Origin of the sequence: Sphingomonas sp. CFBP 8765 (assembly GCF_014841445.1) — a bacterium.
Classification (GTDB): Bacteria; Pseudomonadota; Alphaproteobacteria; order Sphingomonadales; family Sphingomonadaceae; genus Sphingomonas; species Sphingomonas aerolata.
On the sequence record NZ_JACYTY010000003.1, the window covers coordinates 527,379 to 549,214 of the forward strand.

The 21,836-nt window shown below is 66.5% G+C and carries 22 protein-coding genes; 10 read left to right on the plus strand and 12 right to left on the minus strand.

What is annotated here, in order from left to right:
- Positions 1-83: 83 nt before the first annotated feature.
- Genes IFT87_RS11015 through petA form a run of 3 tightly spaced genes read right to left on the minus strand, consistent with a single transcriptional unit; the run spans position 84 to position 2,823 of the window.
- Positions 84-926 carry a cytochrome c1 gene (locus IFT87_RS11015; protein WP_192008456.1) on the minus strand — a complete coding sequence of 281 codons (843 nt, stop codon included), beginning with the start codon at positions 924-926 and terminating at the stop codon, positions 84-86.
- Positions 927-947: 21 nt separating this feature from the next.
- Positions 948-2,246: a cytochrome b gene (locus IFT87_RS11020; RefSeq protein ID WP_031393565.1), complete on the minus strand. Its 1,299-nt coding sequence runs from the start codon at positions 2,244-2,246 to the stop codon at positions 948-950.
- A gap of 10 nt (positions 2,247-2,256) precedes the next feature.
- Positions 2,257-2,823 carry a ubiquinol-cytochrome c reductase iron-sulfur subunit gene (gene petA / locus IFT87_RS11025; RefSeq protein ID WP_042467607.1) on the minus strand — a complete coding sequence of 189 codons (567 nt, stop codon included), beginning with the start codon at positions 2,821-2,823 and terminating at the stop codon, positions 2,257-2,259.
- 195 nt (positions 2,824-3,018) lie between these two features.
- On the opposite strand from petA, the gene IFT87_RS11030 reads away from it, so the two are divergent.
- The 3 genes from IFT87_RS11030 (at position 3,019) to IFT87_RS11040 (ending at position 4,983) form a co-directional block, all read left to right on the plus strand.
- Positions 3,019-3,468, plus strand: a complete 450-nt coding sequence (locus tag IFT87_RS11030; RefSeq protein WP_166746152.1) for a tRNA (cytidine(34)-2'-O)-methyltransferase — start codon at positions 3,019-3,021, stop codon at positions 3,466-3,468.
- 68 nt (positions 3,469-3,536) lie between these two features.
- Positions 3,537-4,379, plus strand: a complete 843-nt coding sequence (gene hemF / locus IFT87_RS11035) for an oxygen-dependent coproporphyrinogen oxidase (RefSeq protein ID WP_031441572.1) — start codon at positions 3,537-3,539, stop codon at positions 4,377-4,379.
- 10 nt (positions 4,380-4,389) lie between these two features.
- Complete coding sequence (locus tag IFT87_RS11040) at positions 4,390-4,983, plus strand: GNAT family N-acetyltransferase (RefSeq protein WP_037529613.1); 594 nt, start codon at positions 4,390-4,392, stop codon at positions 4,981-4,983.
- Between the two features lie 33 nt (positions 4,984-5,016).
- Here IFT87_RS11040 and IFT87_RS11045 read toward each other — a convergent pair whose 3' ends face one another.
- Positions 5,017-5,757 (minus strand): hypothetical protein, encoded by a 741-nt coding sequence (locus IFT87_RS11045; RefSeq protein ID WP_037529614.1) that lies wholly within the window; start codon positions 5,755-5,757, stop codon positions 5,017-5,019.
- On the minus strand, positions 5,754-6,587 hold the full coding sequence (locus IFT87_RS11050; RefSeq protein ID WP_037529616.1) for a hypothetical protein: 834 nt from the start codon (positions 6,585-6,587) through the stop codon (positions 5,754-5,756). The genes IFT87_RS11045 and IFT87_RS11050 overlap by 4 nt, the downstream gene beginning before the upstream one ends.
- A gap of 208 nt (positions 6,588-6,795) precedes the next feature.
- On the opposite strand from IFT87_RS11050, the gene lipB reads away from it, so the two are divergent.
- The 3 genes from lipB to IFT87_RS11065 all read left to right on the plus strand — a co-directional run bounded on the left by lipB (position 6,796) and on the right by IFT87_RS11065 (position 8,793).
- On the plus strand, positions 6,796-7,467 hold the full coding sequence (gene lipB / locus IFT87_RS11055) for a lipoyl(octanoyl) transferase LipB (RefSeq protein WP_037529635.1): 672 nt from the start codon (positions 6,796-6,798) through the stop codon (positions 7,465-7,467).
- Between the two features lie 91 nt (positions 7,468-7,558).
- A complete protein-coding gene (locus IFT87_RS11060) occupies positions 7,559-7,807 on the plus strand; it encodes a hypothetical protein (RefSeq protein WP_031396007.1) in 249 nt (82 codons plus the stop codon).
- 278 nt (positions 7,808-8,085) lie between these two features.
- Positions 8,086-8,793, plus strand: a complete 708-nt coding sequence (locus tag IFT87_RS11065; RefSeq protein ID WP_107045331.1) for a hypothetical protein — start codon at positions 8,086-8,088, stop codon at positions 8,791-8,793.
- Between the two features lie 56 nt (positions 8,794-8,849).
- Here IFT87_RS11065 and queE read toward each other — a convergent pair whose 3' ends face one another.
- The 5 genes from queE to IFT87_RS11090 all read right to left on the minus strand — a co-directional run bounded on the left by queE (position 8,850) and on the right by IFT87_RS11090 (position 13,737).
- The gene (gene queE, locus IFT87_RS11070; RefSeq protein ID WP_192008458.1) at positions 8,850-9,482 is read right to left on the minus strand and encodes a 7-carboxy-7-deazaguanine synthase; all 633 of its coding nucleotides are present in this window, start codon (positions 9,480-9,482) and stop codon (positions 8,850-8,852) included.
- Position 9,483: 1 nt separating this feature from the next.
- Entirely contained in the window at positions 9,484-10,188 is a 705-nt protein-coding gene (gene queC, locus IFT87_RS11075; RefSeq protein WP_056406059.1) for a 7-cyano-7-deazaguanine synthase QueC, read from the minus strand.
- A gap of 196 nt (positions 10,189-10,384) precedes the next feature.
- Positions 10,385-11,290, minus strand: coding sequence for an Hsp33 family molecular chaperone HslO (gene hslO / locus IFT87_RS11080; protein WP_031396003.1), 906 nt, complete (start codon positions 11,288-11,290; stop codon positions 10,385-10,387).
- A gap of 164 nt (positions 11,291-11,454) precedes the next feature.
- The gene (gene argF / locus IFT87_RS11085; RefSeq protein WP_107930084.1) at positions 11,455-12,378 is read right to left on the minus strand and encodes an ornithine carbamoyltransferase; all 924 of its coding nucleotides are present in this window, start codon (positions 12,376-12,378) and stop codon (positions 11,455-11,457) included.
- A gap of 168 nt (positions 12,379-12,546) precedes the next feature.
- Positions 12,547-13,737, minus strand: coding sequence for an aspartate aminotransferase family protein (locus IFT87_RS11090; RefSeq protein ID WP_037529628.1), 1,191 nt, complete (start codon positions 13,735-13,737; stop codon positions 12,547-12,549).
- A 247-nt stretch (positions 13,738-13,984) separates the two neighbouring features.
- Here IFT87_RS11090 and IFT87_RS11095 point away from each other — a divergent pair, with 247 nt between their 5' ends.
- Positions 13,985-14,782 carry a hypothetical protein gene (locus IFT87_RS11095; RefSeq protein ID WP_192008459.1) on the plus strand — a complete coding sequence of 266 codons (798 nt, stop codon included), beginning with the start codon at positions 13,985-13,987 and terminating at the stop codon, positions 14,780-14,782.
- A gap of 52 nt (positions 14,783-14,834) precedes the next feature.
- On the opposite strand, the gene parE is transcribed toward IFT87_RS11095, so the two are convergent.
- Positions 14,835-16,838 (minus strand): DNA topoisomerase IV subunit B, encoded by a 2,004-nt coding sequence (gene parE / locus IFT87_RS11100; protein WP_037529630.1) that lies wholly within the window; start codon positions 16,836-16,838, stop codon positions 14,835-14,837.
- Positions 16,839-16,989: 151 nt separating this feature from the next.
- Between parE and IFT87_RS11105 the strand changes: the two genes are divergently transcribed.
- Positions 16,990-17,841 (plus strand): outer membrane protein, encoded by an 852-nt coding sequence (locus tag IFT87_RS11105; RefSeq protein WP_031441557.1) that lies wholly within the window; start codon positions 16,990-16,992, stop codon positions 17,839-17,841.
- Positions 17,842-18,398: 557 nt separating this feature from the next.
- On the opposite strand, the gene IFT87_RS11110 is transcribed toward IFT87_RS11105, so the two are convergent.
- A complete protein-coding gene (locus IFT87_RS11110) occupies positions 18,399-19,181 on the minus strand; it encodes a GcrA family cell cycle regulator (protein ID WP_192008460.1) in 783 nt (260 codons plus the stop codon).
- Positions 19,182-19,267: 86 nt separating this feature from the next.
- Here IFT87_RS11110 and IFT87_RS11115 point away from each other — a divergent pair, with 86 nt between their 5' ends.
- Together IFT87_RS11115 and IFT87_RS11120 are read left to right on the plus strand one after the other, a co-directional pair.
- Positions 19,268-20,122 (plus strand): ABC transporter permease, encoded by an 855-nt coding sequence (locus tag IFT87_RS11115; protein WP_192008462.1) that lies wholly within the window; start codon positions 19,268-19,270, stop codon positions 20,120-20,122.
- A gap of 4 nt (positions 20,123-20,126) precedes the next feature.
- Complete coding sequence (locus IFT87_RS11120) at positions 20,127-21,806, plus strand: formate--tetrahydrofolate ligase (RefSeq protein ID WP_192008464.1); 1,680 nt, start codon at positions 20,127-20,129, stop codon at positions 21,804-21,806.
- Positions 21,807-21,836 lie beyond the last annotated feature (30 nt).

A 21,836-nucleotide genomic window follows, 5' to 3' on the forward strand; every position in this document is an offset into this window, starting at 1 on the left:
GTCGCCAAACGCGAAACGGCGGACCGGGTTGCCCCGATCCGCCGTCCTTCACGCCCTGATACCGCGATAGCCGCGGCGTGGGATCAATGCTTCACGTCACGCCAGACGTTTTGATAGGCGCCCCAGGCAAGGCCGCAGAAGACGAGGATGAAGAGGATCGACGCGACGCCGACGGCGTGCCGCGACTCCAAGTTCGGCTCTGCCGTCCAGGTCAGGAAGGCCGAGACGTCTGCCGACATCTGTTCCTTCGTCGCCTTGGTCCCGTCCGCATAGGCCACCTGATCGGCCGCGGTGATCGGCGGTGGCATCGCGATGTTGAGGTTCGCGAAATACGGGTTGTAGTAGAGACCCTCGGGCGTCTTGATGTCCGGGAACTGCTTGAGCAACGCCGCGGGCTGATCGGTGTAGCCCGTCAGCAGCGAGTGGACATAGGCGGTGCCCTCCTCGCGCGCCTTGGTGATCAGCGAGAGATCGGGTGGCAGCGCGTTGTTGTTGGCGGCGCGGGCAGCGACCTCGTTGGCGAACGGCGACGGGAAGCGATCCGACGGGATGTTCTTGCGGGTCGCGGCCTCGCCGGTTTCGGGGTTGATCGTCGGCTGTTCGATCACCCACTGGTTGGCGATCGCCTTAACCTCGGGCTCCGAATAGCCGATCTTCTGGAGATCGCGGAACGACACCAGCCGCAGCGAGTGGCAGGCTGAGCAGACTTCCTTGTAGACCTGGAACCCGCGCTGGAGTTGACGGCGGTCGAACTTGCCGAAGACGCCGTTCGAGGCGAGCTCGAGCTCCTTGGGATGCTTGTGCGCGACGCTCTCGGCAGACGGCGCGACGGGGTCGGTGATGACGCCCGACACGCTGCTGAAGAGCGCGATGCCGAGCACCAGCACAAAGGCGGCGCCGACCAGGGATGCGATGAGACGAACCATATATGTATCCTCTAGTCCGTATCAGTGCGCGGGCTTGGGGGAGAGCGCGGTGTGCGCCGGGCTCGTCCCGCCACGCTTGGCCAGCACCGCCTCGGTGATCGAATTGGGCAGCGGCCGGGGCCGTTCGGACCGCGAGATCAGCGGCAGGATGATCAGGAAATGCGCGAAATAATAGGCAGCGCAGATCTGGCTGAGGATCACATAGGTCGCCGTCGCCGGTGCACCGCCGCAATAGCCCAGGATCAGGATGTCGGCGACCAGCACCCAGAACGCGATCCGCGCCTTGGGGCGGTAGTTCATCGAGCGGACCGGCGAATTGTCGAGCCACGGCAGGAAGAACAGCAGCAGGATCGAGCCGAACATCGCCAGCACGCCCCACAGCTTTGCCGGCAGGATGAAGTCCGCGGTAAAGGCGCGCAGGATCGCGTAGAACGGCCAGAAATACCATTCGGGGACGATGTGCGCGGGCGTCGAAAGCGGGTTTGCCGGGATGTAATTGTCCGGATGGCCGAGATAGTTCGGGAAGAAGAACAGCAGGCCGGCGAACACCAGCAGGAAGATGCCGAGCCCGAAGCCGTCCTTCGCAGTGTAATAGGGGTGGAACGGCACCGTATCCTGTTTGCCCTTCACGTCGACGCCGGTCGGGTTGTTCGACCCCGGGATGTGCAGCGCCCAGATGTGCAGGATGATGACGCCCGCGATCACGAACGGCAGCAGATAGTGCAGCGAGAAGAAGCGGTTGAGCGCGGCGTTGTCCGGCGCGAATCCGCCGAGCAGCCAGATGCGGATGGTGTCGCCGACCAGCGGAATCGCCGAGAAGAACCCGGTGATGACCTGCGCGCCCCAGAAGCTCATCTGCCCCCAGGGAAGGACATAGCCCATGAATGCGGTCGCCATCATCAGCAGGAAGATCGTCACGCCGAGCAGCCAGACCATCTCGCGCGGCGCCTTGTACGAGCCGTAATAGAGTCCGCGGAAGATGTGCGTGTAGACGACGATGAAGAACATCGACGCGCCGTTGGCGTGCGCATAGCGCAGGAACCAGCCCGCATTGACGTCGCGCATGATGTGTTCGACCGAGTCGAACGCGACCGCGCCGTTGGCGGCGTAATGCATCGCCAGCGTGATGCCGGTGATGATCTGGATCGCCAGCGCGGCGCCGGCAAGGACGCCGAAGTTCCAGAAATAATTGAGATTGCGCGGGACCGGGTAACCGGCGCCGACCGCGTTGTAGACGAGCCGGGGAACGGGAAGCCGTTCATCCAGCCACCGCGTCAGCGGCAGCTTCGGTTCGTATTGCTTGGCCCAGGGAAAGCTCATGGTTGTTTCCTCAGCCTACCGTGACGACGGTGTCGGAGTTGAAGGCATAGTCCGGCACCTGAAGGTTGGTCGGTGCGGGGCCCTTGCGGATGCGCGCGGCGGTATCGTAGGCCGAGCCGTGGCACGGGCAGAAATAGCCGCCAAACGGGCCCTTGTTCTCACCCTCGCCAGCGCCGAGCGGGACGCAACCGAGATGCGTGCAGACGCCCAGCGTGATCAGCCAGTTCTTCTTGCCCGCCTTGGTCCGCTCCGCGAGCGTCTGCGGGTCGCGCAGCGTCGATACGTCGACCGCGTCGGCCTCGCTGATTTCCTTCGGCGTCAGGTTGCGCACGAACAGCGGCTGCTTGCGGAAGCTCGTCTTGATCGCCTGGCCCGGCAGGATCTTCGACAGGTCGATCTCGGTGGTCGACTGCGCCAGCACGTCGGCCGACGGGTTCATCTGGTTGATCAGCGGCAGGACGATCGCGACGGCGCCGACCCCGGCGAAGGATACGGCGGCGATATTGATGAAATCGCGGCGGCGCGGATCGTGCGCCTCTTCGTGAAACGGTTCAGGCGACTCGCCGGGTGGAACCATGTCGTCGACTATCGCCATTCATCTCGCCCTTGCAGTTTATCTTTATTCTCGTGGCCCGATGCGCATGCCGGTTCGCCGCACCGCACGCCCATCCTGCCCGACCGTCCCCACGGAGGCCTATAGGTGATAGACGGCGCAAGCCCGCTTTGCCAACAGCATTTTGACTGCAGCGCGTTCCGGATTAGAGGCAACGGTATGCGTATCGCCCTCTACCAACCTGATATCGCCGGCAATGTCGGCGCCATTTTGCGGACCGCCGCCTGTCTCGGACTCGCGGTCGATCTGATCGAGCCGATGGGGTTCACCTGGAACGAAAAGGCGGTCGCGCGCTCCGGGATGGACTATGTCGGCGCGGTCGAGATCGTCCGGCATGTCGACTGGGCGGCGTTTCGCGACCAGGTCCGCGGGCGCATCGTCCTGCTGACGACGAAGGGCGCGGTGCGACTTGACACAGCGACGTTCCAGACCGACGACGTGCTGCTGATGGGCAGCGAGGGCGCGGGCGTGCCTGACGACGTCCATGCCCGCGCCGACCTGCGCGTGCTGATCCCGATGCGTCCCGGCCTGCGGTCGATGAACATCTCGGTCGCGACCGCGATCGTCGCGGCAGAGGCGTTGCGGCAAACAGACGGCTGGCCCGCCTGACCTACCGGGGGGAGTGTCGGGCGAACGCGCCCCTTCCCCGCCCCGACCAGGATTTGTAGGACGGTACCATGACCGAGCTCGACCCCCAGCAAGCCGCCGCCCGCATTTGGTTCGAATCGCTGCGCGACCGGATCTGCGCGGAGTTCGAGACGATCGAGCGCGAGGCCGGGTCGGATGCCGTGTTCGACTATACCCCCTGGGACCGGATCGATCCGTCGGGTGAACCCGGCGGTGGCGGCGTGCGCGGCGTCATGAAGGGCAAGGTGTTTGAAAAGGTCGGCGTCAACGTCTCGACCGTCGGCGGCATTTTCGAGGGCGAGTTCGCCAAGTCGATCCACGGCGCGGGCGAGGATCCACGGTTCTTCGCGACAGGGATCAGCCTGGTCGCGCACATGGCCAACCCGCACGTCCCCGCGGTGCACATGAACTGCCGCTTCCTCAACACGACCAAGCGCTGGTTCGGCGGCGGCGGCGATCTCAACCCGCCGCTGCCGATCGCCGAGGACACCGCCGATTTCCATGCGACGATGAAGGCCGCCTGCGACGCGCACGACCCGGCCTACTACCCGCGCTTCCGGGACTGGGCGGAGACCTATTTCCAGATCCCCCACCGCAAGGTGAACCGCGGCGTCGGCGGGATCTTCTTCGATCATCTTGACGGCAATTTCGATGCCAATTTCGCGTTCACGCGCGACGTCGGCGAGGCGTTTCTCGACGCCTATCCGCGGATTGTCCGGCGGCGGATGGACACGCCGTTCACACCGCAGGACGAGGCCGCGATGCTCGAATGGCGCGGTCGTTATGCCGAGTTCAACCTCGTCTATGACCGCGGCACGCTGTTCGGGCTGAAGACCGGGGGCAATATCGAGGCGATCCTGATGAGCCTGCCGCCCCGCGCCACATGGTCGTGAGCGGGGGCCGGTGGCGCTGATCCCCGTCGCGGACGACGTGCTCGCCACGATCGTGACCACGCTCGAAATGCCGCGCAAGCCGCCGCTCAGGCCGATGCCGACGTCGCGACTGCGGCTGCTGCGCTGGGAGCGGCCGACGCTGGAGGGTTATCGCGCGCTGTTCGCCCGGGTCGGATCGCGCTGGCTGTGGTTCTCGCGGCTGGCGATGGACGATGCCGCGCTCGCCGCGATCCTTCGCGATCCGGGCATTGCCGTGCATGCGGTGATCGATCCGGCGGGGATCGAGGTGGGGATGCTCGAACTCGACCTGCGCCGGACGGGCGCTTGCGAGATTTCCTATTTCGGGCTGATCCCCGAACTCGCCGGCCAGGGACATGGCCGGTGGCTGATGGCGGAGACGCTTGCGCGGGCCTGGACCAGGGGTGTCGAGCGGGTCTGGCTGCACACCTGTACGCTCGACCATCCAAACGCGCTCGGCTTCTACCGCGCGCAGGGATTCGTCGCGACGCGGCGGACGATCGAGACCTTTCCCGATCCGCGCGCCACCGGGATGCTGCCCGCCGATGTCGCGCCGCAGATCCCGTTTCTGGGCGGACGCCGCTAGACCCGCGGGCGGATCACGCCGGTCCGCGACCGCCTAGCGCGCCAGCCGCCGATAGACCGACACCGCGATCAGCGCCATCGCAACCCCCGAGGCGGTGGCAGCCGCCGCCGCGCCGGCATCGACGAGCGCGATCGCCACCGGATTACCCTGTCCACCATCGCGCATCGCGCCATCGAGCGCCATGAAGGGCATGCCGAGCAGCCAGCCGCTCATATAGCCGAACGCGGCGAGCGACATGAGCGGCAGGCCGGCGCCGCGCGTCAGCGACAGGCTGCGCCGGATCGCGGCGAACGCGCCGATCGGGCCCTCGGCGACAAGCACCGGCCCGGTCATCATCGTCCGGCCAAGAATGTAGAGGCCGGGAATCGCATAGAGAAGCAGCCCCGCCCCCGCTGGCAGCGACACCAGGATCATCGCGAGCAGATAGCGCGGCAGGAGCGTGGCAGAACGCCTGAGCGCTGTGCCGATATCGACCCGGTCACGGTCGAGATACAGCGTATAGACCGCCGCCATGCCGAAGAAGCTGAGCGCATAGGCCAGGCAGTACCAGCCGCCATTCGCCCCCGCCCAGTCGGTCACCGCCTGCGCCCAGACCAGCGCCTGCGCCTCGTCGCCGCGCGTCGCCGCATCGGGCAGCGGCGGGTCGGGCACGACGAGCGCGAGCGCGAAGGCAGGCAGGAACAGGAAGGGCCCGGCGATCCGGAGCAGCAGATCGCGGTCGCGCTTGAACAGGGCCCAGGCGTCTTTCAACACGCCCGTAAAGTCGATTTTCATTCGGTGATCGGTTTCTCTCGGGTGGCGACATAGAGCTGTGCCGTGAAGACATAGGCGAGCGCCATCAGCGCCGCACTGGCAAGCGCGCCGGCGATCCCGGCAAGGAACATCGCGGTCGGGATCTGGTCCCCGCCGAGGATCAGGCGAAAGACGAGCCCGACAACGGCCTGAGCGGCGAAGGTGGCGATCGCGAACACGATCCCGAACAGCAGAAGCACGCCGATCAGCTTCCAGGTGAGCCCGCGGGTCAGCGCGATCGAGCGGCGGATCGCGCCGAGCCCGAGCCGTTCGTTGAGCACGACCGCGGTCAGCAGCATCAGCCGCGCACTGGCCCAGATGGCGAGCAGGATCAGTGCAAGGCTGTAGAGCACGACGAACATCGCCGTCGCACGCGGCAGCTGCGGCATTCGCGCGGGCGCGCTGGCGGCAGCGGACGCGGCGGCAAAGTCGAAATGCGACGCGATCAGCGCGATGAACACCGGCGCCATCAGGACGAGCGCAATCAGCCCGACGACGAGCGACACGCCGAGCGCGGGCAGCAGCCGCGCCCGCGCCTGACGATAGGCCTCGGTGCGGTCGGTAGAGGGTTGCGTCGCCAGCGCGAGGATCGCGAGCGACCCCAGGATCGCGAGCAACGCGGACGCCACGGCGACGATGCCGGCGACGAGCTGCACCGCCGGCTGCGGCGGAACGAGCAGGACGAGCGCATTGTTGACGACCGGCGGGAGGACCAGGGTCGGCAACGCCACCGCCGCGATCTGGCCGCTACGCCCGGACAGTACCTCGGTGGTACGATCCCAGACCGTGCCGATTTTTACGCCTCTTCCCATCCGCCTGTTCCCCGTTCGCCGCCTGGCACGCATGCCCGATACCGCCGCGACGTAGCCCAAGCCCCAGGCCTTGACCACTCCCGCGACGGTTGGACCAGCCGGCGTGACAAGCCCCCGCCCGCTTGCATCACCGGCGGCGAGTGCGCAGATGGGTCGCGTGACCGCTTCCCCCTTCCCGACCTCCGGCCGCCTCGCGCCCGCCGATCCACTGTCGCGAACCGACGGGCTCGAATGGCGGACCGATACCGGCCTGACCCCCTATGCCGCCGCGCTCGCCGAGATGGAGGCGCGCGCCGCCGCGGTGACCACCGGCGATGCGCGCGAGCTGATCTGGCTGCTCGAGCACCCGCCGGTCTACACCGCGGGGACGAGCGCGGATCCGGTTGACCTCGTCGATCCGCGCTTTCCCGTGTTCGATACCGGACGGGGCGGCAAATACACCTATCACGGGCCGGGGCAGCGGATCGGCTATCTGGTGCTCGACCTCGGACAGCGCGGGCGCGACGTCCGGCGGTTCGTCCACGCGGTCGAGGACTGGGTGATCGCGGCGCTCGGCGAGGTTGGCGTCGCCGCGTTTTCGGTCGAGGGCCGTGTCGGCATCTGGACGCGCGATCCCAATCTCGGCTGCCGCGAGGCGAAGATCGGTGCGATCGGCGTGCGCGTGAAGCGCTGGGTGACGCTGCACGGCTTTGCGGTCAACATCGATCCGGACCTGACGCATTTCGGCGGAATCGTGCCGTGCGGGCTTGCGGAATACCCCGTTACCAGTCTGAAATCGCTCGGTACGAATGTCGACATGGCAACTTTTGACGCTGCCCTGACGTTGACGAGCGGCGTGTTCCTTGAAACACTTTCTTTGGCTCAAGAAAACGAGGCTTGAGGGCCAGGCCTTTACAGATTAATGTCCACTACGATTTGGGTATATACCTGGCCTCCAGGCCTACCAAATCCTCTATCTAGGGAGCTTCCAAATGCGTTCACTCATCTCCAAGGTTCTGACCGGTTCGCTGATCGCCAGCGCAGCGCTTGCCGTTTCGGCATGCGGTCCGAAGACCGAGACCACGACCGACAACACGATGGTCACCGACATGAATGCCACCGAAGGCATGGACACGATGACCGACAACATGACCGCCGTTGACGGCGCGATGAACGACGGCATGATGGCGAACGACACGATGATGTCGAACGACACCATGATGACCAACAACATGATGTAATTTTCCGGTTTCGGAAAATTACGTGATGCGGGAGGCCGTCCGGGAAACCGGGCGGCCTCTTGTCGTTGGGGCTGGGTCCACCGCATGACGGCCCGGATGTCCGGGGGAATAGAGAGCCCAATCGGTCGCCCGGCGCGCGATCTCGTTTCGGCTGCGACGGAAATCTGCGGCCCGGACCGTACCCGAAGCCGCGATCGGCTGCCGGGCCCCTCAAAACAGTTGGGAGTTGGCAAGAAACGCTTTAGAAATCTCGGGATGGAATGCCCGGGGAGTTGGGAATGAAGATGGTGCGTACTGCGCTGGCGCTCTGCGCGGCGAGCGGCTCGATGGCGTTGGCTCAGCCCGCCTCGGCCCAGTTTTTTCTGCAATCGCGCGATTTCTCCGCGCCGGCGGTGACCGGGGACGAGGCCGATCTCGGCCAGGCGATGCCCGACGCCACTAGCGCGGAGAAGCGCGCGGCGATGGTCTGGCACATGCGCGCGGCGCTGAACGTCGCGGCCCTCCAGTGCCAGTTCGAACCGACGCTGCTGACGGTGTCGAACTACAATGCGATCCTCGCCGATCACGGCACCGAACTGCAGGGCGCCTTCGACACGCTCGGCAAATACTTCCTGCGCGTCAACAAGGCCAAGGGCGTCAAGGCCGGTCAGGCTGCGCTCGACCAGTTCGGCACGCGCACCTATTCGAACTTCGCGACCGTCGCCGCGCAATATGGCTTTTGCCAGACGACCGCATCGATCGGCCGCGACGCGCTGTTCACGCCGCGCGGCAAGTTCGGCGACCTGACGCTGCAGCGCACGCGCGAGCTGCGCAACAGCCTGATCCCCTGGGGCGAGCAGCGTTTCCCGCGCTATATCGGCCGCGACCGGGTGAAGATGCCGCGGCTCGACCCGATCTGCTGGAACAAGAAGGCGGAATGGGTCGCCAAGAAGTGCGGCGCGCTCGACTGGCCCCCCGCGGCGGGCGTTGGCATCGCCAACCGCTGAACGATTACCCCCCGGCCCTTGAGCCGGGGGCTTCCCTGCCGGAGCGGGCAGGCGGCCTAACGCAGCCCCAGCATCTTGTGCGTCTGGAGCGACAACCGCCATTGCGGACGCTCCATCACCAGCGCGACACAGGCATCGCGATTGGCATCCGCCTGCGGGTCGTCGAGCGGCTGGAGCAGCAGGTTCGCGAAATCCCATGTCTCGATATCGGCGATGTCGGTACCGGGCTGCGGCCAGACCAGCTTCAGCTCGTCGCCGTGACGCTGGACGACGACGCTGCCCGCCTTCGGGCTGATACATACCCAGTCGATGCCGGGATGGACCGGCAAGGTGCCGTTGCTCTCGATCGCGATCCGGAAGCCCGCGGTGTGAAGCGCATCGACGATCGCATCGTCGGTCTGGAGCATCGGTTCGCCCCCGGTGAGCACGACGAACCGATCTTGTGTGCCCGTGCCCCAGAACCCCGCAACCGCGTCCGCCAGCGCACGCGCATCGGCGAACTTGCCGCCACCCAGTCCGTCGGTACCGACGAAATCGGTGTCGCAGAACCGGCAGACCGCGGTCGCGCGGTCCTGTTCGCGTCCCGACCACAGATTGCACCCGGCAAAGCGCACGAACACCGCCCGGCGGCCGGCATTCACGCCCTCCCCCTGCAGTGTCAGGAACATTTCCTTGACCGCGTAACTCATGTCAGACCGGCTTGACCGCATAGACGGTGGGATCCGCGATCCCCGCCTCGTCGAAGCCGCGCGAGCGGAGCCGGCAGCTGTCGCACTCGCCGCAATGCTTGCCGTCGGGCGTCGGGTCGTAGCACGACCAGCTGAGCCCGAGGTCGAGCCCGAGCCGCGTGCCCTCGCGGACGATATCCGCCTTGGTCATGTGCTGGAGCGGCGCCTGGATGCGGAACGGGTCGCCCTCGACGCCGGCCTTGGTCGCGAGTTCGGCGAGCCCTTCGAACGCGGCGATGAATTCGGGGCGGCAATCGGGATAGCCCGAATAATCGAGCGCGTTGACGCCGATATAGATGTCGCGCGCACCCGCCGCCTCGGCCCAGCCGAGCGCGAGGCTGAGGAAGATCGTGTTGCGCGCGGGGACATAGGTGACGGGGATGCCACCGGCATCATCGGTGCCGACACCGTCCTTGGGTACGTCGATATCGGCGGTGAGCGCCGAGCCGCCGAACGCGGACAGGTCCATCGGCAGGACGATATGGCGTTCGGCGCCGAGCGCGGTGGCGACGCGGCGCGCGGCGTCGAGCTCGACGCGGTGGCGCTGGTTATAATCGAACGACAGCGCGAGCAGGCGCCGGCCGGATTCCCGCAGCATGGCGGCGGAAACCATCGAGTCGAGGCCGCCCGAGACGAGGGCGACCGCTAAGGGAGCTGATGATGTCATGATGCGCGACGCGCTAGGCCAGACCGCGGCAAAAAGAAAGGGCCGCCCGAAGGCGGCCCTGAAAGGTTGGCGCTAATAGCAGCCTCAAGGGAGAAACGTGCTGAAATCTCTAAAGCACGAGGGAGGTATAGCTCGGCGCGGTAAACAGCGCATTAACGCCGCGCAATTTCCCGCCGTCGCGCGCCTGAGAAACGCGTCATTCCTCGACCGGAACCGGGAATTTCTTTGCACAGAATGCGCAATCTACCTGGATGAAGCCACTCTCGTCCGCCATGTCGCGACGTTCGTCGATCGGGAATTTCGCGATCACGCCCCGGATATAGTCGGGATCGCACCGGCAGCCGCGCGTGATGGGAATATCGGCGAGGATGCGGACGTCGCTGTCCTCGTTGAACAACCGCCACACCAGCGTCTCGAGCGGCAGCGCCGCATCGGTCAGCTCGTCCGCGCCCATCGTGTTGCCGAGCGTCGCGACATGCTCCCATTCGGGATGGTCGAGCTTGGTGTGAAGCCGCTCGCGGCCGTCCTCGCCCTCAGGAAGATGCTGGAGGAACAGGCCGCCCGCGACGCAGCGCCCGTCGGGGCCCTTCGCCATGCCGGTGCGGACCATCGTCGGGATCTGCTCGGACTGGGTGAAATAGCTCTGCGCGGCCTCAGACAGCGTATCGCCGTCGAGCGGGACGATGCCCTGATACCGTTCGTTGCTGCTCGCCATGTCGAAGGTGATCGCGAGATAGCCCTGGCCGAACAAGGCGAACAGGGTCGGCTCGGCGGGCGCCTGGGCAAGCTTGTCCGCATCGTATTCGATATAGCCGCGCACCTCGCCGCCGCGATAATCGCAGACCAGCAGCTGCACGACGCCATTGTCGGTCCTGGTCTGCATCGTCAGCTGGCCGCTCGCGTCCTTCAGCGTCGAGCCGATCAGCGCGGCGAGCGTCAGCGCCTCGGCGAGCAGCTTCTCGATCGCAGGCGGATAGGCGTGCGCGGCGAGCACCTCGTCGAGCGCGGTACCGAGCCGGACGATCCGGCCACGGGCACTGCGCGCGGGGATCGCGAATGCCAGCGCGCGGTCGAGATCGGTCATGTTGGGGTCGTTCACCATCGTTCCTTCGGCATCCCCCGTCGCGGCGTCATCCCCGCGCAGGCAGGGATCCAAAGCGACATACGCTGGTGGTCTCACCACCAGCTCGGAGTTTATGGATTCCCGCCTCCGCGGGAATGACGGAAATGGGGGCTGACCTGCGCCCGATCAACCAACCGGGCGCTTCAGCCGATCTGCCCGAAGCACCAGCGCAGCACCGATTTCTGCGCGTGGAGGCGGTTTTCGGCCTCCTGCCAGATCAGCGACTGCGGGCCGTCGATCACCTCGGGCGTGACCTCCTCGCCGCGATGCGCAGGGAGGCAGTGGAGGAACTTCGCATTGGGCCGCGCGAGCGCCATCAGCGCGGCGTCGACCTGATAGGGGGCAAGGGCCTTCAGCTTGCTCTCGGCATTGGCCTGCCCCATCGAGATCCAGGTGTCGGTGACGATGATGTCTGCACCTTCGACCGCCTCGCGCGGATCGGCGACGACGCGCGCGCGGCCCGAGGCGCGGACGATCGCCTCCTCTTCGGGCTGGAACCCCTGCGGGCAGGCGGCGACGACGTCGAACTGCATCAGCCCGGCGGCCTCGACGATCGAGGCGAGCACGTTGTTGCCATCGCCCAGCCACGCGACCTTTAGCCCGGGCAGCGCCTTGCCGCTTTCGATGATCGTCAGCAGGTCGGCCATGATCTGGCACGGATGCGACGCGTCGGTCAGCCCGTTGATGACGGGGACGCTGGCATGATGCGCCATCTCCTCGACCTTGGCATGATCGTCGGTGCGGATCATGATCGCGTCGACATAGCCCGACAGCACGCGCGCGGTGTCGGCGATCGATTCGCCGCGCCCGAGCTGCATGCTGCCGGCATCGGCGACGATCGACGTCCCACCGAGCTGGCGGATCGCCATGTCGAAGCTGAACCGTGTACGCGTCGAGTTTTTTTCGAACACCATCGCCAGCGTGTGGCCGGCAAGCGGGGCGTCAGCATCCGTGCGGCCCTTGGGGAAGCCGGCGCGCGCGGCCTTGCGATCGAGCGCGTCGGCAAGCATCGCGGCGACGCCGTCGGGGCCGGCGTCGGTGAGATTCAGGAAATGGCGGTTGTTCATGGTAACGACCCCGTAAGAAGTTCCGTTCGTCCTGAGTAGGGGCTGAGCGAAGCCGAAGACCCATATCGAAGGACAGTGCCCCAAGCGGGCCAGTCCTTCGATACGCCACTTCGACTTCGCTCAGTGGCTACTCAGGACGAACGGGGTTTAGTGACCGCGCAAAGGCGCTCAATCGTCGGCGGCGGGCACATAAACGCGCGCGGCGGTCGACAGCTTGTCGATGCATTCGGCGATATGGCTCTCGTCGATCACCAGCGGCGGCAGGATGCGGATGACGTTCTCGCCCGCTGCGACCAGCAGCAGGTTGTGATGATCGCGTGCGAACGCGACGAACGCACGGCTGTCGCTTTTCAGCTTCAGCCCGAGCATCAGCCCGGTGCCGCGCACGCTGTCGAACAGGTGATCGTGATTGGGGATCATCTGCTCGAGCCCCTGGCGCAACCGGTCGCCCATCGTCGCGACATGCTCCAGAAACCCGTCCTCGAGGATCACGTCGAGCACCGCCTCGCCCGCCGCCATCCCGAGCGGGTTGCCGCCATAGGTCGAACCGTGCGTGCCCGCGACCATGCCCTTGGCCGCCTCCTCGGTCGCAAGGCACGCCCCGAGCGGGAAGCCGCCGCCGATCCCCTTGGCGACCGACATGATGTCGGGGGTGATGCCGTAAAGCTCGTGCGCGAACAGCTTGCCCGTCCGGCCATAGCCGCACTGGACCTCGTCGAGCACCAGCAGCAGGCCATGCTCGTCGCACGCCTTGCGCAGGCCCTGGAGGAATTCGGGGCTCGCCTGGCGGATACCGCCCTCGCCCTGGATCGGCTCGACCAGGAACCCTGCGGTATGGTCGTCGATCAGCGCGAGCGCGCCTTCGAGGTCGTTGAACTTGGCATAGGCGAAGCCCGGCAGCAGCGGTTCGAACCCGTCGCGCATCTTGGCCTGATTGGTCGCCGAGATCGTCCCGAGCGTGCGGCCGTGGAACGCGGTATCGAACGTGATCAGCGTATGACGCTCGGGATTGCCGTTCGCGAAATGATAGCGGCGCGCGGTCTTGATCGCGCACTCGACCGCTTCCGCTCCCGAATTGGTAAAGAACACGGTGTCGGCAAACGTATTGTCGACGAGCCGCTGCGCGAGATGCTCGCCCTGCGGTGACCCGTACAGGTTCGACACGTGCATCAGCGTCGCGGCCTGGTCGGCGATCGCCTTGGTCAGATGCGGGTGGCCATGGCCGAGCGCATTGACCGCGATGCCGCTGGCAAAGTCGAGATATTGCTGGCCGTCCTCACCGAACAGATAGGCGCCCTCGCCTCGGACCGGACGCACGCCACACCGCGGGTAGACGGGCATGAGCGGGGTGATGGTCACAGGCGCTTCCTCTTCGAAACGAGAAGGGCGGCCCGTGATGGACCGCCCCGGAGGCGCCTAATACCGGTGACGGGGGATGGGCGTCAACACCGCGGACGTCCGACGCAGCCCTGTCTGATCCGTACCAAGGCGCGGACTCCGCTTGCGGCGCCCCGGCAGCACGCGCAATCTTCCCCTTGGCTCCATCCGACGTCGCAAACGCGCCGGCGCAAGCCCAGTCGCGTCCCCATCGAGAGGAGGTTGACGTATGAAACGCTATGCGACCGGCCTGGCAGTGATGCTGGCCATGGCTCTTGCCACCACCCCCGCGCTTGCCAAGGGCGTGTTCGACGGCACCTGGAAGGGAGATGTGAAGGCGAGCAAGCCTGCAGAGAAGCCCTCGATCATCCTCCTGCAGGCGGGCACCTTCAGCTGCACGACGTGCAAGCCCGCGATGAAATTCCCCGCCGATGGCGCGTTTCACCCGATCGTCGGCAATCCCTATTATGACGAGGCATCGGTCGCGGTGGTGGATGCGACGACGGTCAAGCGGGCGTTCCGGAAGAGCGGAAAGACGGTCGCCGAGGCGACGGTGACGCTGGCCGCGGACGGGCAGAGTTCGTCCTCCGCCTTTGTCGACCGGACCGCACCGAGTGGCGTGGAGGTGACGGGAACGACGGTCAATGCGCGCGTCGCTCCCGCCCCGGCGGGTGCCCATGCGTTATCGGGTGCGTGGCGCGAAACCACGGAAACGCAGGTATCCGACACGGGCCTCGTCTTCACCTTCGCACAGGACGGGAAGACCATGGCCTTCTCGACGCCGACTGGCATATCCTATGCCGCGACGATCGACGGTCCGCCGGCAACGGTGACCGGGGATCCGGGCTGGACGAAGGTCGCCCTGAAACAGACCGGACCGACGACTCTGTTCGAAACCGATTACGAGGGCGATAGGCCGATCGGTACGTATAGCATGTCGCTCTCGCCCGACGGCACGACGATGACCACCGCGGTCAACGACCTGAAACACGGGAAGACCTCGACGATGGTCGCGCACAGGCAGTGATTCCGGAGGCAAGCGGGGGCGGCTATCGAACGGCCCCCGCTTGCCCCAATGGTCACGCGTCGATCGCTTCCTCGTCGAGCCGGCCGGCATTTTCCTGAATGAAGGCAAAGCGGTGCGCGGGGTTGTTGCCCATCAGGCGGTCGACCAGGTCCTTCACCCCTGCCCGCTCCTCATATTCCTGCGGCAGGGTGATGCGCAGCATGCCCCGCGTCGCGGGGTCCATCGTCGTCTCGCGGAGCTGGCCGGGGTTCATCTCGCCAAGGCCCTTGAACCGGCCGACATCGACCTTCTTGCCCTTGAACACGGTGCGTTCGAGTTCGGCGCGGTGCGCGTCGTCGCGGGCATAGATGCTCTTGGTGCCGACGGTCAGGCGATAGAGCGGCGGCTGCGCGAGATAGAGGTGCCCGCGGCGGACGATGTCGGGCATTTCCTGGAAAAAGAAGGTCATCAGCAGCGTCGCGATATGCGCGCCGTCGACGTCGGCGTCGGTCATGATGACGACGCGCTCGTAGCGCAGATTGTCCGCCACGCAGTCCTTCCGCGTGCCGCAGCCGAGCGCCAGCGTCAGGTCGGCGATTTCCTGGTTCGCGAAGATCTTCGCACTGGTCGCGGACGCGACGTTCAGGATCTTGCCGCGGATCGGCAGGATCGCCTGCGTCTTGCGGTCGCGCGCCTGCTTGGCCGAGCCGCCAGCCGAATCGCCCTCGACGATGAACAGCTCGGTGCCCTCGGGCGAGTTGGCGGAACAGTCGGTCAGCTTGCCGGGCAGCCGCAATTTGCGGGCGGACGTCGCGGTCTTGCGCTTGACGTCGCGTTCCTGCTTGCGGCGCAGGCGCTCGTCCATCCGCTCGAGCACATAGTTCAGCAGTGCCTTGCCGCGGTCCATATTGTGGCTGAGGAAATGGTCGAAATGGTCGCGCACCGCCTTCTCGACGAGGCCCGCGGCCTCGGGGCTGGTCAGGCGATCCTTGGTCTGGCTCTGGAATTGCGGTTCGCGGATGAACACCGACAGCATCAGCTCGCTGCCGATCATCACGTCGTCCGCACTGATATCCTTCGTCTTCTTGTTGCCAACCAGATCGCCGAACGCGCGCAGGCCGCGCACCAGCGCCTGGCGCAGGCCCTGTTCGTGCGTGCCGCCATCGGGGGTCGGGATGGTGTTGCAATACCAGCTGTACGAGCCGTCGCTCCACAGCGGCCAGGCGATCGCCCATTCGACGCGCCCTTGCGTCTCGCCCTGCGCGCTCGGGAAATCCTGCGAGCCGGAGAAGAAGTCGGCGGTCGCGCATTCGCGGCCCGCGACTTGGTCGCGCAGATGGTCGGCGAGCCCGCCGGGGAACTGGAACACCGCCTGCGCGGGCGTATCGTCGCTGATCAGTTCGGGCGCGCAGTGCCAGCGAATCTCGACGCCCGCGAACAGATAGGCCTTGGACCGGACGAGCTTGTGCAGCCGCTGCGGCTTGAAGTGCAGCTCGTTGCCGAAGATCTCGGTGTCGGGGGTGAAGGCGACGCTGGTGCCGCGGCGGTTGGGGGTGGTCCCGAGCCGCTCGATCGGGCCGAGCGTCTGCCCCTTGGCGAAGCGCTGGCGATAAAGCTGGCGGTCGCGCGCGACCTCGACGACAGTGTCGGACGACAGCGCGTTGACGACGCTGATGCCGACGCCGTGCAGACCGCCCGAGGTCGCATAGGCCTTGCCCGCGAACTTGCCGCCCGAATGCAGCGTCGAAAGGATCACCTCGAGCGCGGACTTGTCGGGGAATTTGGGATGCGGATCGACCGGGATCCCGCGGCCATTGTCGACGATCGTCAGCCGGTTGCCGGGCTCGAGCGTGACCTCGATCCGCGTCGCGTGACCCGCGACCGCCTCGTCCATCGCATTGTCGAGCACTTCGGCGGCGAGGTGGTGCAGCGCGCGCTCGTCGGTGCCGCCGACATACATGCCCGGGCGGCGGCGGACGGGTTCGAGCCCCTCGAGCACCTCGATCGAGGACGCGTCATAGGTCGGGGCGGTCTTTGACGGGGTCGTGAACAGGCCTTCGGGCAGGTCTTCTGGCATGACGTGGTATATGGCTTAGCCAGCGATCCGTGCAAGCGCGCAACCGCTGTTGCGGAAAAGCCACAACATGAACTTTCTGTCATGTTCGCGGATATATTGGCGGGGCGCCCCGTTTCTTGGCTGTCTTAGATCAATCATATCCGGAGCTTACATGCGCACATCCCTCTATGCCGGCCTCGCTGGCGCGGTCATTCTCGGTCTCACGGCATCGCCGGCATTTGCGCAGGAGACGACCGAGGACGCACCGTTCAACGGTCTCTATGTCGGCGCAGCGGGCGGTTATGACGTACAGCCAAACGATGCAGGATCGTCGATCCTGTTCGATCGCAATCTCGACGGGCGGTTCGGGGATGCGGTGACGACGGCAGCCGGCGCCAACGCGTTCAGCAGCGGGTTCTGCAACGGCGCGACGACCGCGACGACGCTGACCGGTGGCCGCGGCTGCCGCAAGGACAAGGACGGCGCCGCGTATTATGGCCGCGTCGGCATGGACACGCAGCGCGGCAACATCGTCGTCGGCGTGGTCGGCGAATTCGGCAAGAGCGAGATCACCGACAGCGTCACCGCCTTCTCGACGACGCCTGCCAGCTACGTGATGACGCGCAGCGTCGACTGGGAAGCCTCGATCCGCGGCCGTGCAGGCTATGCGGTTAACACCACACTGTTCTACGGCACGTTCGGTGCGGGCTATGCCAAGATCGACCGGGATTTCTACAGCACCAACACCGGCAACGCCTATCAGCAGAGCGGCAAGCGCCAGCAGTTCGGCATCCTCGGCGGCGGCGGCATCGAGCAGAAGGTCACGCCGAACATCTCGGTCGGCATGGAATATATGTTCCACCAGTATCAGGACGACGATTTCCGCGTCCGCGTGACGCAGGGCACGCAGCCGGCGACGAACCCGTTCGTGCTGGCGCCGAACACGACCGGCACGGACTTTCGTCGCAGCGACGACAAGTTCCGCTGGCACAGCCTGCGCGCGACGGCGGCATTCCGGTTCTAAGCGCAGGGTAAGGTGACGCCAGAAGGCGTCACCTCACCCGAGCTCGGCCGGCGTCGCACCAGCGACGTCCGACGACGCGGCTTCGCCGCGGCGCGGGTAGGGACAGAGGGTCGCTTCCCACACGGGAGGCGGCCCTTTTTCGTGAATATGGTCTCCGCAAAACACCACCCCGGCGAAGGCCGGGGCCCAGTTGGGGGACCGAGGCAATTACGCGTTGCCAGCCGTTACTACGGCCTTCCCAACTGGGCCCCGGCCTTCGCCGGGGTGGTGCTGGGGTGTTCGGCGGCGGGACCCGCAGATCTTGAGTTTAGAGCCTGGCAAATCCAAGAAAAAGGCCGCCTCCCAGCGAGAAGCGGCCCAACGTTCTGGTCAGCGATACCCCAAAATCCACCCCGGCGAAGGCCGGGGCCCAGTTGGGGACCGAGGTAACTACGTGTTGCCCACCTTTTCTACAGCCTTCCCAACTGGGCCCCGGCCTCCGCCGGGGTGGTGCTGGGGATTGGCTCCGCTACAGGCATACATCCGAAGCACGGAGAGCGAGACCGCCCCCCCCCATCTTAGCGTGCGCGCGGGCCGCCGAAGGGGAGTGGCGGCGTCGGGCGGCGGTCGCGGCGGGGCAGCTGGGCCTGATAGGCGTGACCGCAATGCGCGACGCAGTAGGGGAAGCCCGGGTTCACCTTGTCACCGCAAAAGTGGAAATCGGGCTCGCCCGGATGGCCGAGCGGCCATTTGCAGATGCGGTCGTTGAGCTCGAGCAGGCTCGTCTTGCCCGCCATTTCGGGCGAAGGCTTGGCGGGGACGAGACGCCGCGGCGGGGCGGGCGTGCTCGGCGGCTGCTGCTCGCCGGGCGCCTGGCGGAGAAAGCCGCCGGGTCCGATCGAGCGGAGGATCGGCTGCGGTGCGCGGACCGGTGCGGCGGCGGGTTCGACCGCGTCGTCGTCCTCATCCTCGTCCTCGTCGGCGTCCTCATCCGCATCGGCGGCGACGGGTGCCGTTCGCGGCGCCGGCTCGGGTGCGGCGGCAACGGGAGCGGGTTCAGGCGCCGGAGCCGGCGCTGCGGCGACAGGTTTGGCGGCGACCGCGGGCGGCGTGTCGACGACGGGCGACTCGGCCGGCCTGGCCTCGGCCGCCTTCGCCTCCGCGACCTTCGCTTCTGCGTTCTTCGCGTCGGGATCGTTGGGCTTCACCGGCGACGGGCGCGCCTGAAGCTCAAGGCGGTGCGCCTTGCCGATCACGGCGTTGCGGCTGACGCCACCCAGCGCTTCGGCGATCTGGCTGGCGGTCTGGCCGGCTTCCCACATCGTCTTGAGCGTCTCGATACGCTCGTCGGTCCAGGACATGTTCGTTCCTCAGTCTTCGGGTCGGCCGGTATAGTCTTCGTCAACCGGGTTGCGGGCGACAGCGGCAGCGATTACCCGCAACCCCCATGAGCAGCCAGCCCCCAATCGGTGAAATCCAGTCGGCGGTGCAATCCGCCCCCGGCGTTCCCGTCATTCGCAACGTGAACTGGGAGGGACTTCGTACCCTCTATATCAAGGAGGTGCGCCGGTTCTTCAAGGTCCAGCTGCAGACGGTGTGGGCGCCGGCGATGACGACATTGCTGTTCCTGATCGTTTTCACCATCGCGACGGGCGCCAAACGCCCCGTGCTGGTCGGCGGCGAGACCGTGATGTTCGCCGATTTCATCGCCCCCGGGCTGATCATCAGCCAGGGCATGATGGGCCCCGCCTTCGCCAATGCGAGCTTCTCGCTGCTCGTCGGCAAGATGCAGGGCACGATCGTCGACTATCTTCAGCCGCCGCTGTCGACCGCCGAGCTGCTCGCAGCGCTGGTCGGCGGTGCGGTGACCCGTGCGGTGCTGGTCGGGTGCGTCGTCTGGGCGGCGATGGCGCTGTATCCGGGCGTGCACGTTACGCCGCATGCGCCGCTCGCGATCCTGTGGTTCGGCCTGCTTGGCGCGACCTTCCTCGCGCTGCTCGGCGTGCTGACGTCGATCTGGGCGGACAAGTTCGACCATGCCGCCGCGGTCACCAACTTCGTCGTCGCGCCGCTCTCGCTGCTGTCGGGCACCTTCTATTCGGTCGACACGTTGGCGCCCGCGTTCCGCGCGTTCAGCCACGTCAATCCGTTCTTCTACATCATCTCGGGCTTTCGCTACGGCTTTCTGGGCGTTGCCGATTCGCCGGTGATCGTCGGCGGCGTCGTCATCCTGGCGATCGACGTCGTGCTCGCCACCCTGTGCTACATGCTGCTCAAAAGCGGCTGGAAACTGAAGAACTAGCCCCATGACAACCGACATTGCCATCGCCCGCAGCGTCGCGCTGCGCCCCATCGCGCGGGTTGCCGACGCGCTCGGCATCCCCGACGACGCGGTCGAGCCTTACGGCCGGTTCAAGGCCAAGATCGCACTCGACTGGCTCGAAGCGCATGGCCGCCGCGAGGGGGCGCAACGCGGCCGGCTGGTGCTCGTCACCGCGATCAACCCGACGCCCGCGGGCGAGGGCAAGACGACGACCTCGGTCGGGCTGGCTGATGCGCTGAACCTGACGGGGCGCAAGACGGTGCTGGCGCTGCGCGAACCGTCGCTCGGGCCGTGCTTCGGGACCAAGGGCGGCGCGACCGGCGGCGGGCGGGCACAGGTCGCGCCGATGGAGGACATCAACCTCCATTTCACCGGCGATTTCCACGCGATCACCGCGGCGCACAACCTGCTCGCGGCGATGATCGACAATCATATCCATTGGGGCAACGCGCTGCAGATCGACGTGCGGCGCGTGGTGTGGCGCCGCGTGCTCGACATGAACGACCGTGCGCTGCGTGACATCGTCCAGTCGATCGGCGGAGTTGCCAACGGCTATCCGCGCGAATCGGGGTTCGACATCACCGTCGCCTCCGAGGTCATGGCGATCCTGTGCCTCAGCGAAAATCTCGCGGACATGGAGCGGCGGCTGGGTGACATCGTCGTCGCCTACACGCGCGATCGCAGCCCCATCACCGCGCGCGACCTGAAGGCGGACGGCGCGATGGCGGTCCTGCTGGCCGAGGCGATCAAGCCGAACCTCGTCCAGACGCTCGAGGGCAACCCTGCCTTCCTTCACGGCGGGCCGTTCGCCAATATCGCGCATGGCTGCAACTCGCTGATCGCGACGCGCGCGGCGCTGGCGCTGGGCGACTATGTCGTGACCGAGGCGGGCTTCGGCGCGGATCTGGGCGCGGAGAAGTTCTTCGACATCAAATGCCGCCAGGCGGGGCTGTCCCCCGATGCGGTGGTGATCGTCGCGACAGTCCGCGCGCTCAAGATGAACGGCGGGGTCGCCAAGGCCGATCTCGGCGCGGAGGACGTCGAGGCGGTCCGGCGCGGTGCGGTCAATCTCGTCCGCCATATCGAGAATATCCGCCAGTTCGGCGTTCCCGCGGTCGTCGCGATCAACCATTTCCATACCGACAGCGAGGCCGAGATCGCGGTCGTGCACGAGGCGGCGAGCGCGCACGGCGCCCGCGCGATCCTGTGCCGCCACTGGGCCGAGGGCGGCGCGGGGGCAACCAAGCTCGCCGACGCGGTGGCCGAGCTGTGCGACACGCATGCCGCGAATTTCGCGCCGCTTTATGGGGACGATCTGTCGCTGTTCGACAAGATCGACACGGTCGCTCGGCGGATCTACCGCGCGGAACCTGCGGTCGCCGAGCCCAGCGTGCTCGCGCAGCTCAAGCGCTGGGAGGATGCCGGCTATGGCCACCTGCCCGTCTGCCTTGCCAAGACGCAGTACAGCTTCTCGAGCGACCCCGCGCTGCTCGGCGCGCCGACCGGGCATATCGTGCCGGTGCGCGAGGTTCGGCTGGCGGCGGGCGCGGGCTTCGTCGTCGCGATCTGCGGCGAGATCATGACGATGCCTGGCCTCCCGCGCGTTCCCGCAGCCGAAGCGATCCGGCTCGATGCGGATGGGCTGATCGAAGGGCTGTTCTAATCTAATCTGATCCTCCCCCTAGCGGGGGAG